Here is a 16,342-nt window from a genome sequence, read left to right as displayed (position 1 = left end):
GAGGAACACCCAATTCGCTTTCACGTACCTTGGAAGAAAACATGACTGAGACTGCCAAGCGCACAGCCGGAGAAAACTCCGATTACCTCGCCCTCAACACAAGCCAGTGTTGCAGCGGAGCAGATGGATATGCCTGCCAGCAAGCTCATGCGATTTGGACCTGAAAATCCTCTTCGACTGGATGAAGGCACAGAACTTGCGCCTTGGCAGATCGCCTACGAAACATATGGCGAGCTCAACGCTGACAAAACCAACGCCATCCTCGTCTGCCACGCTCTCACCGGCGACCAGTACGTTGCCTCCGAAAATCCGGTAACAGGCAAGCCCGGCTGGTGGTCTATGATGGTTGGTCCGGGCCAACCAGTAGACACCGACAAGTACTTCGTCATTTGCGCGAACGTGCTCGGAGGCTGCCTCGGCACCACAGGCCCTGCATGTACCAATCCGGAAACTGATGAAGTCTACGGGCTGGACCTTCCCGTCGTCACAATCGGTGACATGGTGCGCTCTCAGGCAAAACTGGTTGAAGCACTCGGCATTGAAACCCTGTTTGCAGTGGTCGGCGGCTCCATGGGTGGCATGCAGGTGCTACAATGGGCTTCTGCTTATCCGGAAAAGGTGTTCGCAGCTGTTCCAATTGCAACTGGCCCACGCCATTCCAGTCAGAACATCGCTTTCCATGAAGTCGGTCGTCAGGCTGTGATGGCAGATCCGGACTGGTGCCACGGTCAGTACGCCAAAGAAGGCAAACGTCCTCTGAAGGGCCTGTCCGTTGCCCGCATGGCAGCGCACATCACCTACATGTCTGACGAAAGCCTGCACAACAAGTTTGGCCGCAATCTGCAAGACCGCTCTGCCATCACCTTTGGCTTTGACGCGGACTTCCAGATCGAGAGTTATCTGCGGCATCAGGGTATGACCTTCGTGGACCGCTTTGATGCAAACTCATACCTCTATGTGACCCGCGCGATGGACTACTTCGACCTAGCAGCAGCACATGGCGGCAAGCTGGCCAACGCGTTCTTGCACAGCGACACACGTTTCTGCGTCATGTCCTTCACCACCGACTGGCTTTTCCCAACCTCGGAAAGCAAGGATATTGTACGCGCCCTCAACGCAGCCGGAGCAAACGTCTCCTTCGTCGAGATCGAAAGCTCTCGCGGACACGATGCATTCCTTCTTGATGAACCTGAACTGTTCAAAACAATGCGTGGCTTCCTGACCGGAGCTGCCAAAGCCAGAGGCATCCCTGCCCCCGGCAATGGTGACTGATCGTAGTCTTGAACAACCAGCTTCATCAGAAAGCAGATCTATTATGACAAAACTTGATTTGAGCGATGTACGCGGCGACCACCGAATTCTCTGCGATTTTGTAGCACCGGGATCTCGCGTACTGGATATTGGCTGCGGCACAGGCAACCTGCTAGAGCTGCTGATCAACACTCGCGGTGTCGATGGACGTGGCTTTGATACATCCCAGAAAGGCGTGAACGAAGCCGTTGCTCGCGGTCTTTCTGTTGTTCAGGGCGATGCAGACAACGACCTTGCAGCCTACCCGGACGATGCGTTTGATTATGCAATCCTGAGCCATACCCTTCAGGCCACAATGGACCCGAAACAGGTTCTGGAGCAGCTGCTACGTATCGGCAAAAAAGTCGTTGTGTCCTTCCCGAATTTCGGCCACTGGCGCAACCGCATGCAGTTGCTCTTCAAAGGCAGAATGCCGGTGACCGACTACCTACCGTATCAGTGGTACGACACCCCAAACATCCACTTCTGCACCATCCGAGACTTCGTGGCACTTTCAGAAGAAGTCCACGCAAAAGTCATCAAGGCAGAGGCACTGGACGCTAGAGGCAAGCGAATAGCCTTCAACGCGCCATGGTGGGTCTGGAACCTGATCGGCGATCAGGCCGTCTTCCTACTTGAACGGAAGTAATTGAGTAAATCTTATTGCCGGAAAGTGGAAACCGGTTTTCGGATAAGGATTGCAACAAGCAAAAGATTACAGCAATTTAAGTGAGCCGGATTAATGGCAGGCTGCTTTAAGTAACCAGAGATCAATTGGGGGGCGTCATGCTGCGTTTTGTTACAGGTGCACCTTTGTGGGTTTGGCCCCTACTCGCTCTTTTGGTTTATTGGGGCATAAAATCTTCGAAGCAACGAACGATCTCGCTAACTCAGCGTATCTACTGCCTTTCTTCGGTCTTATAACAATCAATGGAATTATTGCCCTGCCAAACCCTTCTCTCAGCTGGTCTGCATTTTTTATATTGTATGCACTCATAGCTGGGGCAACTTTCCAACTGCAAAAGCGCTGGATCATTGCAAGAGACGGAGATCAAGTCACACTTGCAGGCGAATGGTTCACTTTCTCTGTCCTCATGACCCAGTTCGTAATCAACTACATTGGCAGTGCAACACAGATAGCAAACCCTAACCTTTATGCGAGCCCGATATTCTTAACTCTCTTTGCATCTGTAATTGGAGCAACGTCAGGCACATTTCTGGGCCGGGCTTTGTGCATTATTCGCAGCTAGAGCGCGCCTGAGCCCCTGCTGTCTTGCCATTTGGTAGGAACACTGGACGCAGTACCCGTGTCACATGGCTCGCTTTGAGCGGAATACCACGATAAATCTGCTTCTCAGCTTCAGTGACCAAAAGCCCCGCAAACGCAGGCCAGGCCACAGCACCTAATCGCTCAAAGCTGCGCGCATTCTTCAGCACCAGCTTTGAGTTCGTCGGGGGAACGAACAAGGCTTCCTCCCGCGAAACGACCGAAAGATGATGATTACTCAGGAAGTTATCCAGTTGAGGCCGTGAGTAAGGCCGTCCATAACCAAACGGAGACACCTCAGACCGCGCCCAAGCCCCACGGCGATTAGGCACAATCACAATCACCCGGCCACCGGGCGATAAAACCCGATAGACCTCATCCAGCAACGCTCCTGGCTGCCCTGCCATCTCAAGCGAGTGCACAAGCAAAATGCGGTCGATGCAGGAATCCGGAAACGGCAGTTGCCCATCTTCCATCAGGAAGGCCTTGTTCGGTACTTCCACTTCCCGTGGCCACTTCACCACACCTTGCGCAGCGGGCATGCCAGCAAACACACGATTGGTCTTTTTCAGATAACCGCAGATAAGGAGCAGCATAACCAATCCCCAGCAAGCTCTGGCCACGCATTTCCGGCCACAGCATTTTCACGCGGCTTCCCACCAACACCCGGAGCATTCGTCCGAGTGGCAGATCGTAGAACTCTTTTAAGTGAGTAACATCAAGATACAACTGGTTCTCCGCGCGTTGCCTACTCTTATCATGGGGTGCCAAAGGCCCGGACGCAACGCTTCTTCAAGATGATTTGCAAGCTTAAATCAACCACTCCCAGAGTTTTGTGAGTTTGCAGTTGAATTTGACAGCGTGTCCTCCCATGATCCCACTAGGATTTATTGTGCGCTTGGGAGCTGGTTGATGATTGAAGTTGAAGTTCGGCAGTTTGTTTGTCTGAAAGATAATTTCGGCGTTCTCGTCCACCACCCAGACAGCGGCTGCACAGTTGCGATCGACGTTCCCGAAGCAGCACCCTACTTACAGGTTCTTGAAGAAACTGGCTGGAACCTAACCGACATCCTGATAACCCACCACCACTGGGATCACGTCGGCGGCCTTGCGGAGCTCGTTGAGAAAACTGGAGCCAAGGTCACCGGGCCTGAACGCTCTCGCCAACACATCACCACCATGACCCGTTTCGTGGAAGACGGTGACGACATCCTCATTGGCCCAATAGCCGTCAAAGCCATCGGCACACCGGGTCACACACTTGATCATATCTCCTGGTGGTTCCAGGAAGCAGGTATCGCCCACACCGGCGACACCCTCTTCGCCCTCGGCTGTGGCCGTGTGTTTGAAGGGGATGCGGAAATGATGTGGGCCTCCCTCAGCCATCTGGCCAACACGCTTCCTCCAGAGACAACAATCTACTGCGGTCACGAGTACACACTTTCAAACGCCAAGTTCGCATTGACAATTGACCCAAACAACCAGGCTCTTCAGGAACGCACCAAACGCATCGAAGCTCTTCGCGAAGTCGGACGTCCAACCCTGCCAACCTCCATGGCAGCTGAACTTTCAACCAACCCGTTCCTGCGCGTTCGCGATCCAGAAGTTCAGAAGAACCTCAACATGGTCAACGCAGAACCTGCTGACATCTTTGCCGAAATCCGCCGTCGCAAGGATAATTTCTGATGGCATTGGATCAGGTTACCACGGCAACAACAGCCGATGAGATCATCGCCGAACTGCAGATGAAAGAGCATCCGGAAGGTGGCTACTACACCGAAACCTTCCGCGATACAGAAGGCCCGGAAGGTCGCGGATACTCCACTGCGATTTACTATCTGCTCAAGAGGGGCCAGAGATCCCACTGGCACCGCATCGATGCAATCGAGACCTGGCACTACTACGGCGGCGCTCCTCTCAAGCTGTCCATCAGCACCGCAGAAAGCGAGCGAACCGACATCATCCTCGGCATGGATGTGCTAAGTGGCCAACGCCCTCAAGGCATTGTTCCACGTGAAGCATGGCAGTCTGCACAAAGCCTCGGTGAGTGGACACTGGTTGGCTGCACCGTTGCCCCCGGCTTCCTGTTTGACGGCTTCGAACTCGCCCCACCCGATTGGAATCCTTGAGCCCAAATCATCGAATCGAGCCTGTTTCGCACGACTAAGATTGACCAAAACTCAAAGAGAACCCCGCGCAAGTTTAGACAAAAGGCGCATAAGTCCTGCCGGGAAATCCTCGTAGATACAGGCACTTGTTGGTTAACAACGAAAGCCCGTTAAAATTTTCTGCGCATAAACTCTACGGTTTTTCCGCAGAAACAGTTGAGAGATAATGCAGTTTAGCAAGACCTAATACGCACCCAAAACGTGCAGATTTTGGAATATCAGGACATACCGTAGAGATCATTATCCTCGCGTTTTCAAAATCTTACCTACCTAACTGTTGAGCTGAGCAGTAGCTTTCACCCACAGCACTACTCAAGACACCTGTAAGTAGCTCAACTATCCCGATTAATAACTCATCACTCAATCCTGAATCACCACTTGCGTTGCGCGCTCTGCCCGGTAGATTGCCCAGCGTAGGCGCTTTTATGCGCCCGAACACACATTTGGAAACTAATCTATGGCCCAAGGCGACATCAAAAAAGTTGTGCTTGCCTATTCTGGCGGGCTCGACACCTCGATTATTCTCAAGTGGTTGCAGGCGGAATACGGCTGCGAAGTTGTGACTTTCACTGCTGACTTAGGTCAGGGTGAAGAGTTGGAGCCAGCACGACGAAAAGCTGAACTGCTTGGTATTCGAGAAATCTACATTGATGATCTCCGCGAAGAATTCATTCGGGACTTCGTTTTCCCGATGTTCCGGGCCAACGCAGTTTACGAAGGCGTTTACCTTCTCGGCACCTCTATCGCACGTCCGCTCATTTCCAAGCGTCTCATCGAGATCGCTGAAGAAACTGGCGCTGACGCAGTTGCACATGGCGCAACCGGTAAAGGCAACGACCAGGTACGCTTTGAGCTTGCTTGCTACGCACTGAACCCAGACATCAAGGTGATCGCACCTTGGCGTGACTGGACTCTGAAGTCCCGTACCGACCTGATCGAGTTCGCAGAACAGCATCAGATTCCAGTACCAAAGGACAAGCGCGGCGAAGCTCCATTCTCCGTTGACGCAAACATGCTGCATTCCTCTTCCGAAGGTAAAGTTCTGGAAGATCCGAATGAAGAAGCACCAGACTACGTCTTCCAGCGCACAGTTGATCCAATCAACGCGCCGGACGAAGTCACCGAGATCGAAATCGGCTTTGAAAAAGGCGATGCGTGCTCCATCAATGGCGTACACATGTCTCCGGCAACTCTGTTTGCCAAGCTGAACGACCTTGGCCGTGACAACGGCATCGGTCGTCTCGATCTGGTAGAAAACCGCTTCGTCGGCATGAAGTCTCGCGGCATCTACGAAACACCAGGCGGCACCATCCTCCTGTCAGCACACCGTGCGATGGAATCCATCACACTGGACCGTGACGCAGCTCACCTCAAAGACGAGTTGATGCCGCGTTACGCAAAGCTGATCTACAACGGCTTCTGGTTCTCCCCTGAGCGCGAAATGCTTCAGGCGATGATCGACAAGTCTCAGGAGTTTGTAACCGGTACGGTTAAGCTGAAGCTCTATAAAGGCAACGTGATCGTTGTTGGTCGTGCGTCTCCTTACTCTCTCTATTCAGAAGAGCTGGTGACCTTCGAAGACGACCACGGCGCTTACGACCAGAAAGACGCTGCAGGCTTTATCCGCCTCAACGCTCTTCGTCTGCGTACGCTTGCAAAGCGTGACCAGATGAACAAAGCGAAAGAACTGACAGACGCCTGAAAGGGTAAAAGCTCTTAGGCTTTACTACAGGTTACCAACCCGCAGTGGAGACACTGCGGGTTTTCTACATCCGCACAGATATAACTCATAAAAATCAGATAATTACTATAGCTGCATCCTTTTTGCTGCTAACAGAATGACTCACCGTTCCTTAATTTTTTCATGGCTCAATTATCCCAGTATTCAACGCTAAGGATACTGGCAGTCATGGATAACGATAAGAACGAAGAACAAACCAATCCACTCGAAGATATCCTCCGCCACTTCAAACTGTATGATCAGGCACTTGATCTGAAAGGGAGCAAGGAGTTCAACGCTGCCGCAGACCATCTGCTGAAAAGGCTGGAGCAAGACTCAGGAGAGGTTTCGGAGAATGAACCAGAACTCTCTCTTTATGACGCGCAGGCTGCAACATCTGAGAGTTTACCAACCGATTATGTCTCAGCCTTGTTTGATCAAAAAGCGGAGCTCTTTGACCTCAAGCTCATGGAGATATTGAAGTACAGTGTCCCGCGCAAAATACATCAGTCACTTCAGTCCAATAATCTTGGCCCCTTCAAGCGCCTCCTCGATCTAGGCTGCGGAACCGGCCTCGCCGCAGAAGCCCTACAAGAGCAAGTTTCTTACAAAACGGGTGTCGATATATCGAAGGAAATGCTCAAGCTTGCACAAGACAAGCACATCTACGATGAGTATCATCTGAGCGAAATCAACGCATTTCTCTATCAAAATCACGCGTATAAATGGGACTTGGTCGTCGCGGCAGAGCTGTTTCCCTACTTCGGTGCACTTGAAGAAGTCTTTGAAGGTATCAAGCGTAACATAGAAGAAGACGGTATCTTCGTGTTCTCCGCAGAAGCACTGCTGGAGCACACAGAGGAAGCGCCTGACTTTCGCATGAGTGATACCCATCGCTTCTCTCATACAGAACATTACCTGCACAACGTACTGAAGCAATTTGGGTTCACACCCGTAGAGTTCAGCCAGATCAACTTGCGCAATGAACAGGAAACCCCTGTTTCTGGGTACTTCGTCATTGCTCGCTATAAACCAACATAGTCCAAACAACAGGCGGGGCTCAAAGTCCCGCCATCAACGTGATCAGCACCACCACCAGCATGAAGATCGTGGGATAGAACGTCAGTGCAAAGCCCGTTCCGCGCCATGGAGCGCCTTTTTCATAACTGGCGAAAAACAAAACGCGCCCTAATGCGAAGAGCAATGCAGCCAGAAGCGGTACGGACATGGTAGAGCCCGGCATGATGGCCACCCAGCTACATAGACAAACCCAGCCAGAACAGCCTGCTCCAATGTATTTTGGAGGATGCTTTGCAGCATCTTAGCTTCCTCACTGCCATGGGTCAGTCCTCCGCCATCAATATCATCAGCATGATAAAACCGGCGCATTGCCAAGCGGCCTATAGAGACCATCAGCAACAAGGCTGGCGAGAGGATTGAGACGGCAGCAACCCAAAGCCGCTCTGAGGCATTCCAGTCCACGGCAAAGCCAAATGGATTAAGAAGCGCACCGAACAACAGAACGATTGCGGTCACCAAAGCACCAACGATCATCCGCTGAAACACACCCCGCTGTTTTTCTGCAAAGTCCAATACAACCTCCACTCAGAGAACATAATAGGAACAAACCCACAACTATCTGCTGCTAGTTGCTTGCGGCAAGGCGTTTGCTCTCCTAGCCTACGCACATCAGACGAAGCAGGAGAAGCTGATGACTATGGAAGCGCAGTTAGTTTTAAAAGTTGATAACACCGCTGCGCGCCGCTTGTTTCTGAGCAAACACGCCCTTCTGGAAACACCAACAGGCTCCTCAAAAGGCAGTGATCTCCTCAACCTCATTCACCGGATCGGCTTCGTGCAGGTGGACAGCATCAACACGGTTGAACGCGCCCACCACATGATCCTCTGGTCACGCCGTCAGAGTTATCGCCCCAAGCATCTGAAGAAACTCCTTGAGACTGACAGAAGCCTCTTTGAGCACTGGACACACGATGCTTCAATAATTCCCACCGAGTTCTTCCCCTATTGGAACTATCGCTTCCAGAAAAGCGCAGAGAGCCTCCAGTCACGCTGGAAGGTCTGGCGCGGTGCGGAGTATCAGGAGAAGCTCAACCTCATACTGCGCCATATCGAAGAAAACGGCCCTGCTGGCACCTCTGATGTCGGCAAGGATGAAAAACGCAGCAAAGGCGGTTGGTGGGAGTGGAACCCGTCCAAGACAGCCCTTGAGTATCTCTGGCGCACCGGACAAATCTCCGTTTCTCGCCGCGAAAACTTCCAGAAACTCTATGACCTGACCGAACGCGTTATTCCGTCCCAGCATCGCTCCTCCAAACCGTCAAAAGCCGAAACCATCGAGTGGGCCTGCAACTCTGCAATCGACCGCCTCGGGTTCGCAACGCCCAGCGAAATCGCAGCCTATTGGGACAAACTCGATCTTGCCGACGTGAAAGCATGGTGCGAGCGAGCCCGACAACGAGGTGAGCTGATCTCCGTTGAAATTGAAGCAGCCAATGATGGCAAACCCAAACTCTGTCTGGCGCGCCCACAAATCGAAGATGAGCTTGCATCGCTCGACACCCCTTCCCAACGCGTACGCATCCTCAGCCCGTTTGATCCGGCGCTGAGAGATCGTAAACGCGCTGAGTTCCTCTTTGACTTCAATTACCGCATTGAAATTTTCGTTCCAGAACCAAAGAGGCTCTACGGCTATTATGTCTTCCCAGTGATGGAGGGGGACAAACTGATTGGCCGGATCGATATGAAACGCGAGAAAGCTTCCAATGCACTTGCAGTAAAGCGCTTCTGGCCTGAAGCCGGCATGCGTATGGGCAAAGGCCGCCAGCAGCGGCTGGAAGCAGAGCTGGAACGCTGCGCCCTCTTTGCTGGTTGCTCAGACCTTCAGTATCTTAAAGCTTGGCAAGGATAGCCCGCTGGATGGCAGGGCTATCAGAAACACCAGCAAGCCCTAATACTGCTGTCAAGTTTCGCTTCTTCGTCAGCTTTATGAGAGCAAATGAGCCAACTCTCTCGAACTTTACTGCGTGTTCTGTTCTGCCTGTTGGCAATGCCCACTTCCACAAGCGTGGCTCAATCTCTTCCTGATCAGGACGACCGCTTCACCTTCAATCCTCAAGGAAAGTACCAGCCGCGCCTTATCGGTCTGTTTGAGACAGATCGGAACAACACATCTGGTGCAGCTGAAGTCATCACTCCCGTCTTTCAGGACAGTCAGAGCATGGCCTTCGCGGATGTCCGCGTGGGTAACTCATCTGAAGCAGTCTATCTCCTGAGTGCTGGCGGTGGCCTACGCCACTTCGTAAGCCCCAACCTGATCGGCAGCACCTACATCTTCATGAACTACAAGGAAGATTACAAACGCGGCCCGGAATCCGCGATTACCACAGGCATAGAGTTTCTCGCTCACGGCTATGAAGCCCGCTTCAACGCCCAATTCCCAACAAGCAAGGTTCGCATTCTGGAACCAAAGCCTGGGAGCACAGAACAACGAGAGAGCGTTCCACTTCTCAACCTCTCTGGAGAAATCGGTTACGACCTGCCGGGAACCGAAGACTTAGGCTTTGGCTTGCGCATCTACGCAGGAGGCTTTTACAGAACGGCAAACAACGTAGAAGAGATCAGCGGTGCGCAAGGACGCTTCGAAATCTCCCGGGCTGGCTGGTTCGGAGTACCCGGCCTGAAAACCACCTTTGTCGGACAAATCCGATATCACAGCGACATCAACTATCCCCTTGGCGTCTTTCAACTCCGCATCGGCCTGCCTCTCGTGAAGTACTGGAAAGGGATCGCAGTCGATAACTACAACACTCTCAGCCCCATCGAACGCCGCATGACAGAGCGTGTACGCCGCCCCCTCACCATTCACAATCTCACGCGTCCTATTCCCTAGAACACTGCTGAAAATGAAGGCACTAGAGCCCAAACCACTCGAAGCGTTACCCCTCCCGGTTTCAGGGCATCACAGACACCCAGCATTAGTGTTAATCTTTTCAGATAGGATACCGCTTCCAGCTCATCCGGGGACAACCACATGAGGACTATTCCACTCACGCTCATTCCATTCCTACTGTACAACGCAGTGGCTTTTCGATGGTTTGAAGATCTGGAGCCAGTGCTCGACCAAGGCTACAATGTTACGCCGTGGGCCGCCGTCCTCATCAACATCCCGCTCCCATCAGGCCTCGTGGTTCCGCTGGATGTCGCAACCGTCCTGCTTGCAGCTTCTCTCGTCCTGCTTTTCATCGAGATTATCAAAGCCACTCGCACCAGCACGCTCTCTCTGGTCGATCATAGCTTATCCCTGCTCATCCTCGTGGCTTATCTCATCGAGTTCCTCTCCGTTCAGGAAGCAGCCACCCCACTCTTCCTCTTGCTCATGACCATCACGTTTCTGGATGTCATTGCAGGCTTCATCATCACCTTGTCCGGTGCACGAAGAGATGTGGTCGTCGCCTCAGGCAACAGCTAATACTCAAGCCCCTGACGGAATACCGAAGAGAACCACCAGAGCGCACAGCAAACCAGTTGCGCCTGTAAACCAGAACATCCCCACCCGGTTTCGCATCCCCTTCAGTTGCCAAAGCGCTGTTAGAGCCACACAGCATTGAAGCATATAGAACAACGCAAAGGCTCTGGAAGACAGAGTGATGATATGCAGAATATCAGTACTCCAGATGAGGGTAACAGATACGAAGGTGATAAACGGATAGGCATGCCTTATCTTCACCCGCCTGTTGGTTACATCCTCCAGTAAACCAGCTGAGCCAATGGAATCCGCAACAGAGGCCCCAAACTGGCTGGCAACCGCTCCCAGTGTCAGCAGCAGTGGCAACACAATCGCCACATGCCCCACCAGCGTAATGATGCCAGAAACACTCTCGTCATTCTTCAGCAGCGGAAACAGCACTGTCAGCAATGCGAAGAAGCAGAGGTAAATCACGGCGGAGTACAGCTGCGCATTCCTCATCGTTTCAGCACGCATCTTGGGTGAGTACTCATCACCGATGAACTTCGAGGTCTCAAACCCCTGCACTACAATCAGCAGCCCCAGCATGATCTGAACCTTCTCCAGCCCAACAGCCTTCAGACCATCCGTCACTTCCCACTGCCCACTAAAAGCAAGCTCACCATTGTAAAACAGCAGCCCCACCAGCAGACCGAAGATCACCGTCAGGTTCAGAGAAACCGCATATTTCTCCACCCGCTCCACCAGATGCAAGCCACCGGAGAAGCCCACTAGCCCGATGAAGACCGTAAGCACAGTCCCAATCCAATTGGCTATCTCCCGATGTTCATACCCAAAGCCCTTGAGCAGAAAGTTCCCGAGTAGCACGAGGTAATAGGCAATCGAGATGAAATAAGCGAACGCCAGAGTTAGCTGCGAAAGCTTCTCCAGAGACGTGGTCAGACGAATACGCCCTTCCTGTTGCTGCTGCTCCACAATCTGCTCGGTGTACAGAATGTTGAACCGGATCACCGCCCCCACGCAGTACGCCGCCAGAATAAGGCCGCTTATGCCGATAATCGCCCAGTGCCCAATCTCCTTGGCGATAATCGGCACCGAGACCAGAAATCCGCTCCCGATAATCGAAGCCAGCGGCGTCACAGTTGCCTGCCATTTCTCCGAGGCCCGGACACGATGCGAGAACAGCACCAGCATTCCAAGCAGCATGGCAACAAACACGACAACGGAGTTGAGCATGGTTCTCTCGCAGGCAGAGGCACAGCACCCAACAGCCAAAAGCAAAAAGGGCACCAATTCAGGCACCCTTTCTAAGTTCAGAAGCAAAATTTGCTCTTAAGCCGTCTGTTAGCCCTTTAAGCTTTCCAGCGCACGAGCAACATCTTCCAGCAGATCATCCGGATCTTCCAGACCAACAGAAAGACGAAGCGTCTTGTCTGTGATGCCCAGCTCCAGGCGCGCATCTTCCGCAACACTCTGGTGCGTTGTGGTCGCCGGATGGGTAATCAGGCTCTTCGCATCACCCAGGTTGTTGGAAAGGCTGACAATATCCAGCGCGTTGGAGAACTTGAACGCAGCCTCTTTGCCGCCTGCCAGATCAAACGCCAGCATGGTGGACCCACCACGCATCTGCTTCGCTACAATATCCGCCTGCGGGTGATCCGCACGGCCCGGATAGATCAGGCGAGACACTGCAGAATGATCCGCAAGGAACTCCGCCAGTTTACCGGCTGTCGCAGTCTGACGCTCCACGCGCAGAGACAGCGTCTCCAGACCTTTCAGCAAAACCCATGCATTGAACGGGCTCATTGCAGGACCGGTATGCTTGAACGGATCATGGAACTCTTCCACGATCCACTTCTCATCGGAAAGCACGATACCACCCAGACATCGTCCCTGGCCATCAATGTGCTTGGTCGCAGAATAGATCACCACATCCGCACCCAACTCCAGCGGGCTCTGCCAGATGGCAGTCGCAAACACGTTATCTACGATAAGCCGTCCACCCGCTTCGTGAATAATATCCGCCACAGCCGGAATATCGATCACTTCAAGCGTCGGGTTGGTTGGGCTCTCAAGAAACGCCGCTGTCGTGTTCGGACGAACCGCAGCTTTCCATTGCTCAATGTCGGTGCCATCAATCAGCGTGGATTCTACGCCGTAGCGTGGCAGCAACTTTTCGATGATGTAGCGGCAGGAGCCAAACAGCGCCTTTGGTGCAATCACATGATCACCCGCTTTCACGCAGGCCATGATCGCAGAATTAACAGCCGCCATACCGGAAGCAGTGCCGCGTGCAGCCTCAGCACCTTCCAGCTCGCACATTCGCTGCTCGAACATTCCAACAGTCGGGTTTGCATACCGGGAATAAATATAGCCCGGATTCTCGCCAAGAAAGCGTGCTTCTGCCGCTTCTGAGCTGTCGTAAACATACCCTTGTGTAAGGAAGATAGCTTCGGATGTTTCACCAAAGCTGGAGCGCGTTGTGCCTCCATGAACAAGCCGAGTTGCTGGCTTCCAGTTCTTTGCGTCTGTCATCGCTCATTCCTGCCCGAAGAGATATTGCTCTACCCCTTCATTAAAAAACCCCGGCGCGGGCCGAGGTCTATACAAGAACCCGACCCTTTAGCTACTTGTTTTACGTGGTTGCAAGCCGGTCGACCAAATCACCACGGAATAGGCAGCGGTTTTACCGCGAAAATTCCATAGGGTCAATCAATCAGCTCTGGTTGCAGACTTGGCGTAGGATCAAACTTACGTTAATCAGTGTCAGAACGATTTGAGTACGAGTGGGGCGGGACCAACAATGACAGGCATTCTTCCGGCAAAAGCGATTGAAGCTATGTTTGCCAACAATGCAATTAAAGCAGACAGAGCGCCTGACGAGGACCAGATTCAGCCAGCAAGCCTCGACCTGCGATTGGGCGCAAAAGCATGGCGTGTTCGCGCCTCCTTCCTGCCCGGCCCGGATGCCAGGTTGAAGAGAAGCTGGACAAGCTGATCCTGCACGAAATCGACCTCAGCAAAAGCGCCGTTCTGGAAACCAACTGCGTTTACATCGTCCAGCTTCAGGAAGCTCTCAACCTGCCAGACGACCTGTCGGCTACAGCAAACCCGAAGAGTTCCACGGGCCGCATCGACGTTTTCACCCGTGTCATCACCGATCAGGGCAAAGCCTTCGACCGCGTTGAGGCAGGATACAACGGCCCGCTCTACGCAGAGATTTCGCCAAAGACCTTCCCGGTTCTGGTCCGCGAAGGCTCCCGTTTGTGCCAGATCCGCTTCCGTAATGGCGGTGGCTTCATTCCGGATGAACACCTGCTGCACATCCACAAGGAGCACACTCTTGTCTCCGGCGGCAATGATGAGCACGCCATCAGCAACGGCGTTCAGGTCTCTATCGACCTGAAAGGCAACGGCAAAGACAGCCTCATCGGCTACCGTGCCAAGCGCCACACCGGCGTGATCGATGTGGACCGCAAGGACGCACAGGACCCGGCAGACTTCTGGGAGCCAATCTACAATCGCGGTGACGCAACCTTGATCCTCGATCCAAACGAGTTTTACATCCTCGTCTCACAGGAAGCTGTTCACGTCCCGCCAAATTACGCCGCAGAGATGGTCCCGTTTGACCCGCTCGTCGGTGAGTTCCGCGTCCACTACGCTGGTTTCTTCGACCCCGGCTTCGGTCACTCCACCGTAGGCGGCACCGGCTCCCGCGCTGTTCTGGAAGTCCGCTCTCACGACGTGCCGTTCATCGTCGAACATGGCCAGACCGTTGGCCGACTTGTCTATGAACACATGCAGGAAGTGCCGGAAACCCTCTACGGCGAAGGCATCGGTTCCAACTATCAGGGCCAGGCTCTCAAGCTCTCCAAGCACTTCAGAGCGACACAGACGGAAGAGGCATAAGATCCATGCCTCTCTTCACCGTAGAGCGCGAGTTTTATGCAGAGCTGGAGGAGAAGAAGTCTCGCTTCCTCGCCTTTCTGCTCCCGCATGCTGACTTTGCTGAGCGCCTCGCGCAGCTACGGGATGAGCACAAAAAAGCCAATCACCACGTCACCGCTTTCCGCCGCATGCTTCCGGAAGGGCGCATCGATGAAGGCGGTAAAGATGATGGCGAACCTGCCGGCACCTCCGGCATGCCGACGCTGAAAACCCTCATCGGCGCAGATCTGGTGGATGTGGGCGTCATCATCGTGCGCTACTTCGGCGGCACCAAGCTGGGGACTGGTGGTCTGGCACGGGCCTACTCCGGTGCCTCAAACCTCGCTATTCAGGAAGCTGAGCTTGTGCCATGGCTGCGCACCAAAACCCGCTCAGTCTCCGCAAGCTTCGCCAGCAGTGCCGAACTGGAACGCCAGGTCATTCTGCTACAGCTGGAAATTCTCGAACGCACCTTCACAGAAGATGGTGTAACCCTTCTGGTGAGCGGACCTGAAGACCAGGTCGATCAGCTCTAACCCACTGCTGTTATAAAGCTTTCAGCTCTCTTAACCTCTTCTCCTGCAGTCAGATAATTAAAATCCTAATAAAAACTTAAGCGTTGGCACGCGCCTTGCGATGTGAATGTCAGGAAACGGCATTCGTCTCATTTTGAGACAGTCGGGGGAGTAAAGTCATGCGTGTCACCCGCACTGGAAAAGCGATTAACACTGGAACAGACGCTGATCGTCGCTATCACGACATCGGTTCCCGCCGTCACGCCAAAATCACCGAGCAGCGGGCAGAAAACGTCTCAAGACGAAACACCTACGGCAAAGCAGGTAAAGAGCTGCAAACCGCCGAAGATGTTACTAGCACACACACGCCCCACGATAACGACGCACAGTTTTACGATCTGCCGAAGCGCATCAACGTCTTCCGCTGCAATTCCGCTTTCCTCGCCCACCTCATCGGTATCAAGGAAAACGCCGCCCACCTGCGCGAACGCCGCCGCGTAGAACCCCAGGAAGGCGCCATCAGCTACACCACCACCGAAAAAGCCCCCCGCCTCATCGGCGAAGGCCGCATCATCGAATACAACGCGTAAGCTGACACCTCTTCACAAACACCAATAGCACCGCATGGCATCCCATGCAGTGGTGGAGCTGGAGTTCCCGATGATCGGGATGAGCAAGGCGGCAGGCAATACCTGCGCTACTTGTTAGATATGTTTCTTCGGCATTGGCTACTCGCCTTGCCCAGGCTTTCTTGGGATGAACAACGTCGCCTCTTTTGCCTATAAGGCACGATAGCCGGTTTCCCGGAAAGACAGTGGCTTATCCAGTCAAGTTTCCCTAGCCGGACAGTTCCTCCGTCTTTGACTGATACATTCGCAAAAGCAAGTCTCCTTGCCGGTGCTCGTGTATCCGTCACCGCGTGATACCCTATATTCCTGGGCCCTTCCCCTCAAACCATGCGGCCACGTT

Annotated in this window: 18 protein-coding genes, 1 pseudogene and 1 riboswitch; of the genes and pseudogenes, 14 read left to right on the top strand and 5 right to left on the bottom strand. The window is 53.3% G+C overall.

Going from position 1 to position 16,342, the window contains the following annotated elements; genetic code table 11:
- The first annotated feature begins 41 nt into the window (after window positions 1-41).
- The 4 genes from JCM12308_RS32495 to JCM12308_RS20130 all read left to right on the top strand — a co-directional run bounded on the left by JCM12308_RS32495 (window position 42) and on the right by JCM12308_RS20130 (window position 2,540).
- Window positions 42-164, top strand: a complete 123-nt coding sequence (locus tag JCM12308_RS32495) for a hypothetical protein (RefSeq protein WP_280138408.1) — start codon at window positions 42-44, stop codon at window positions 162-164.
- Window positions 124-1,272 carry a homoserine O-acetyltransferase MetX gene (metX, locus tag JCM12308_RS20140; RefSeq protein ID WP_054784876.1) on the top strand — a complete coding sequence of 383 codons (1,149 nt, stop codon included), beginning with the start codon at window positions 124-126 and terminating at the stop codon, window positions 1,270-1,272. Before JCM12308_RS32495 ends, metX begins: the two co-directional genes overlap by 41 nt.
- A 43-nt stretch (window positions 1,273-1,315) precedes the next feature.
- Complete coding sequence (gene metW, locus JCM12308_RS20135) at window positions 1,316-1,939, top strand: methionine biosynthesis protein MetW (RefSeq protein WP_054784875.1); 624 nt, start codon at window positions 1,316-1,318, stop codon at window positions 1,937-1,939.
- A gap of 166 nt (window positions 1,940-2,105) precedes the next feature.
- Window positions 2,106-2,540 (top strand): hypothetical protein, encoded by a 435-nt coding sequence (locus JCM12308_RS20130; RefSeq protein WP_054784874.1) that lies wholly within the window; start codon window positions 2,106-2,108, stop codon window positions 2,538-2,540.
- On the opposite strand, the gene JCM12308_RS20125 is transcribed toward JCM12308_RS20130, so the two are convergent.
- Window positions 2,527-3,153, bottom strand: coding sequence for a class I SAM-dependent methyltransferase (locus tag JCM12308_RS20125; protein ID WP_208978797.1), 627 nt, complete (start codon window positions 3,151-3,153; stop codon window positions 2,527-2,529). The genes JCM12308_RS20130 and JCM12308_RS20125 overlap by 14 nt on opposite strands.
- Window positions 3,154-3,472: 319 nt before the next feature.
- Here JCM12308_RS20125 and gloB point away from each other — a divergent pair, with 319 nt between their 5' ends.
- From gloB to JCM12308_RS20105, 4 genes are all read left to right on the top strand, one after another.
- Window positions 3,473-4,243: a hydroxyacylglutathione hydrolase gene (gloB, locus tag JCM12308_RS20120; RefSeq protein ID WP_208608950.1), complete on the top strand. Its 771-nt coding sequence runs from the start codon at window positions 3,473-3,475 to the stop codon at window positions 4,241-4,243.
- Window positions 4,243-4,686, top strand: coding sequence for a cupin domain-containing protein (locus JCM12308_RS20115; protein ID WP_054784873.1), 444 nt, complete (start codon window positions 4,243-4,245; stop codon window positions 4,684-4,686). Before gloB ends, JCM12308_RS20115 begins: the two co-directional genes overlap by 1 nt.
- 496 nt (window positions 4,687-5,182) lie before the next feature.
- The gene (locus tag JCM12308_RS20110; RefSeq protein WP_008550711.1) at window positions 5,183-6,427 is read left to right on the top strand and encodes an argininosuccinate synthase; all 1,245 of its coding nucleotides are present in this window, start codon (window positions 5,183-5,185) and stop codon (window positions 6,425-6,427) included.
- A 207-nt stretch (window positions 6,428-6,634) separates the two neighbouring features.
- Window positions 6,635-7,486: a class I SAM-dependent DNA methyltransferase gene (locus JCM12308_RS20105; protein WP_054784872.1), complete on the top strand. Its 852-nt coding sequence runs from the start codon at window positions 6,635-6,637 to the stop codon at window positions 7,484-7,486.
- A gap of 19 nt (window positions 7,487-7,505) precedes the next feature.
- Here the strand turns inward: JCM12308_RS20105 and JCM12308_RS33095 are convergent, their stop codons facing one another.
- Both JCM12308_RS33095 and JCM12308_RS20100 read right to left on the bottom strand, forming a co-directional pair.
- Window positions 7,506-7,673 (bottom strand): MAPEG family protein, encoded by a 168-nt coding sequence (locus tag JCM12308_RS33095; protein WP_373282393.1) that lies wholly within the window; start codon window positions 7,671-7,673, stop codon window positions 7,506-7,508.
- Complete coding sequence (locus JCM12308_RS20100) at window positions 7,634-8,038, bottom strand: hypothetical protein (RefSeq protein ID WP_208978796.1); 405 nt, start codon at window positions 8,036-8,038, stop codon at window positions 7,634-7,636. Before JCM12308_RS20100 ends, JCM12308_RS33095 begins: the two co-directional genes overlap by 40 nt.
- Before the next feature lie 124 nt (window positions 8,039-8,162).
- Between JCM12308_RS20100 and JCM12308_RS20095 the strand changes: the two genes are divergently transcribed.
- The 3 genes from JCM12308_RS20095 (at window position 8,163) to JCM12308_RS20085 (ending at window position 10,934) form a co-directional block, all read left to right on the top strand.
- The gene (locus tag JCM12308_RS20095) at window positions 8,163-9,374 is read left to right on the top strand and encodes a winged helix-turn-helix domain-containing protein (RefSeq protein WP_054784871.1); all 1,212 of its coding nucleotides are present in this window, start codon (window positions 8,163-8,165) and stop codon (window positions 9,372-9,374) included.
- A gap of 87 nt (window positions 9,375-9,461) precedes the next feature.
- Window positions 9,462-10,355, top strand: coding sequence for a hypothetical protein (locus JCM12308_RS20090; RefSeq protein ID WP_208608882.1), 894 nt, complete (start codon window positions 9,462-9,464; stop codon window positions 10,353-10,355).
- Between the two features lie 141 nt (window positions 10,356-10,496).
- Entirely contained in the window at window positions 10,497-10,934 is a 438-nt protein-coding gene (locus JCM12308_RS20085; protein WP_037037293.1) for a hypothetical protein, read from the top strand.
- 3 nt (window positions 10,935-10,937) lie between these two features.
- Here JCM12308_RS20085 and JCM12308_RS20080 read toward each other — a convergent pair whose 3' ends face one another.
- Both JCM12308_RS20080 and JCM12308_RS20075 read right to left on the bottom strand, forming a co-directional pair.
- Window positions 10,938-12,167, bottom strand: a complete 1,230-nt coding sequence (locus JCM12308_RS20080) for an Aq_097 family APC-type transporter (RefSeq protein WP_054784870.1) — start codon at window positions 12,165-12,167, stop codon at window positions 10,938-10,940.
- A 108-nt stretch (window positions 12,168-12,275) separates the two neighbouring features.
- Window positions 12,276-13,466 (bottom strand): O-succinylhomoserine sulfhydrylase, encoded by a 1,191-nt coding sequence (locus JCM12308_RS20075; RefSeq protein WP_008550496.1) that lies wholly within the window; start codon window positions 13,464-13,466, stop codon window positions 12,276-12,278.
- Between the two features lie 67 nt (window positions 13,467-13,533).
- Window positions 13,534-13,611: riboswitch (SAM riboswitch) on the bottom strand.
- 123 nt (window positions 13,612-13,734) lie between these two features.
- Between JCM12308_RS20075 and JCM12308_RS20070 the strand changes: the two are divergent.
- The 3 genes and pseudogenes from JCM12308_RS20070 (at window position 13,735) to JCM12308_RS20060 (ending at window position 15,963) form a co-directional block, all read left to right on the top strand.
- A pseudogene (locus JCM12308_RS20070) lies at window positions 13,735-14,840 on the top strand (2'-deoxycytidine 5'-triphosphate deaminase).
- Window positions 14,841-14,845: 5 nt separating this feature from the next.
- Window positions 14,846-15,394, top strand: a complete 549-nt coding sequence (locus JCM12308_RS20065) for a YigZ family protein (RefSeq protein ID WP_054784869.1) — start codon at window positions 14,846-14,848, stop codon at window positions 15,392-15,394.
- A 158-nt stretch (window positions 15,395-15,552) separates the two neighbouring features.
- Window positions 15,553-15,963, top strand: coding sequence for a hypothetical protein (locus JCM12308_RS20060; protein WP_054784868.1), 411 nt, complete (start codon window positions 15,553-15,555; stop codon window positions 15,961-15,963).
- Window positions 15,964-16,342 lie beyond the last annotated feature (379 nt).

Source organism: Pseudovibrio denitrificans JCM 12308 (assembly GCF_001310815.1).
GTDB lineage: Bacteria > Pseudomonadota > Alphaproteobacteria > Rhizobiales > Stappiaceae > Pseudovibrio > Pseudovibrio denitrificans.
The sequence above is the reverse complement of the archived record's forward strand: the minus strand, read 5'-3'. Positions and strand labels throughout refer to the sequence as shown.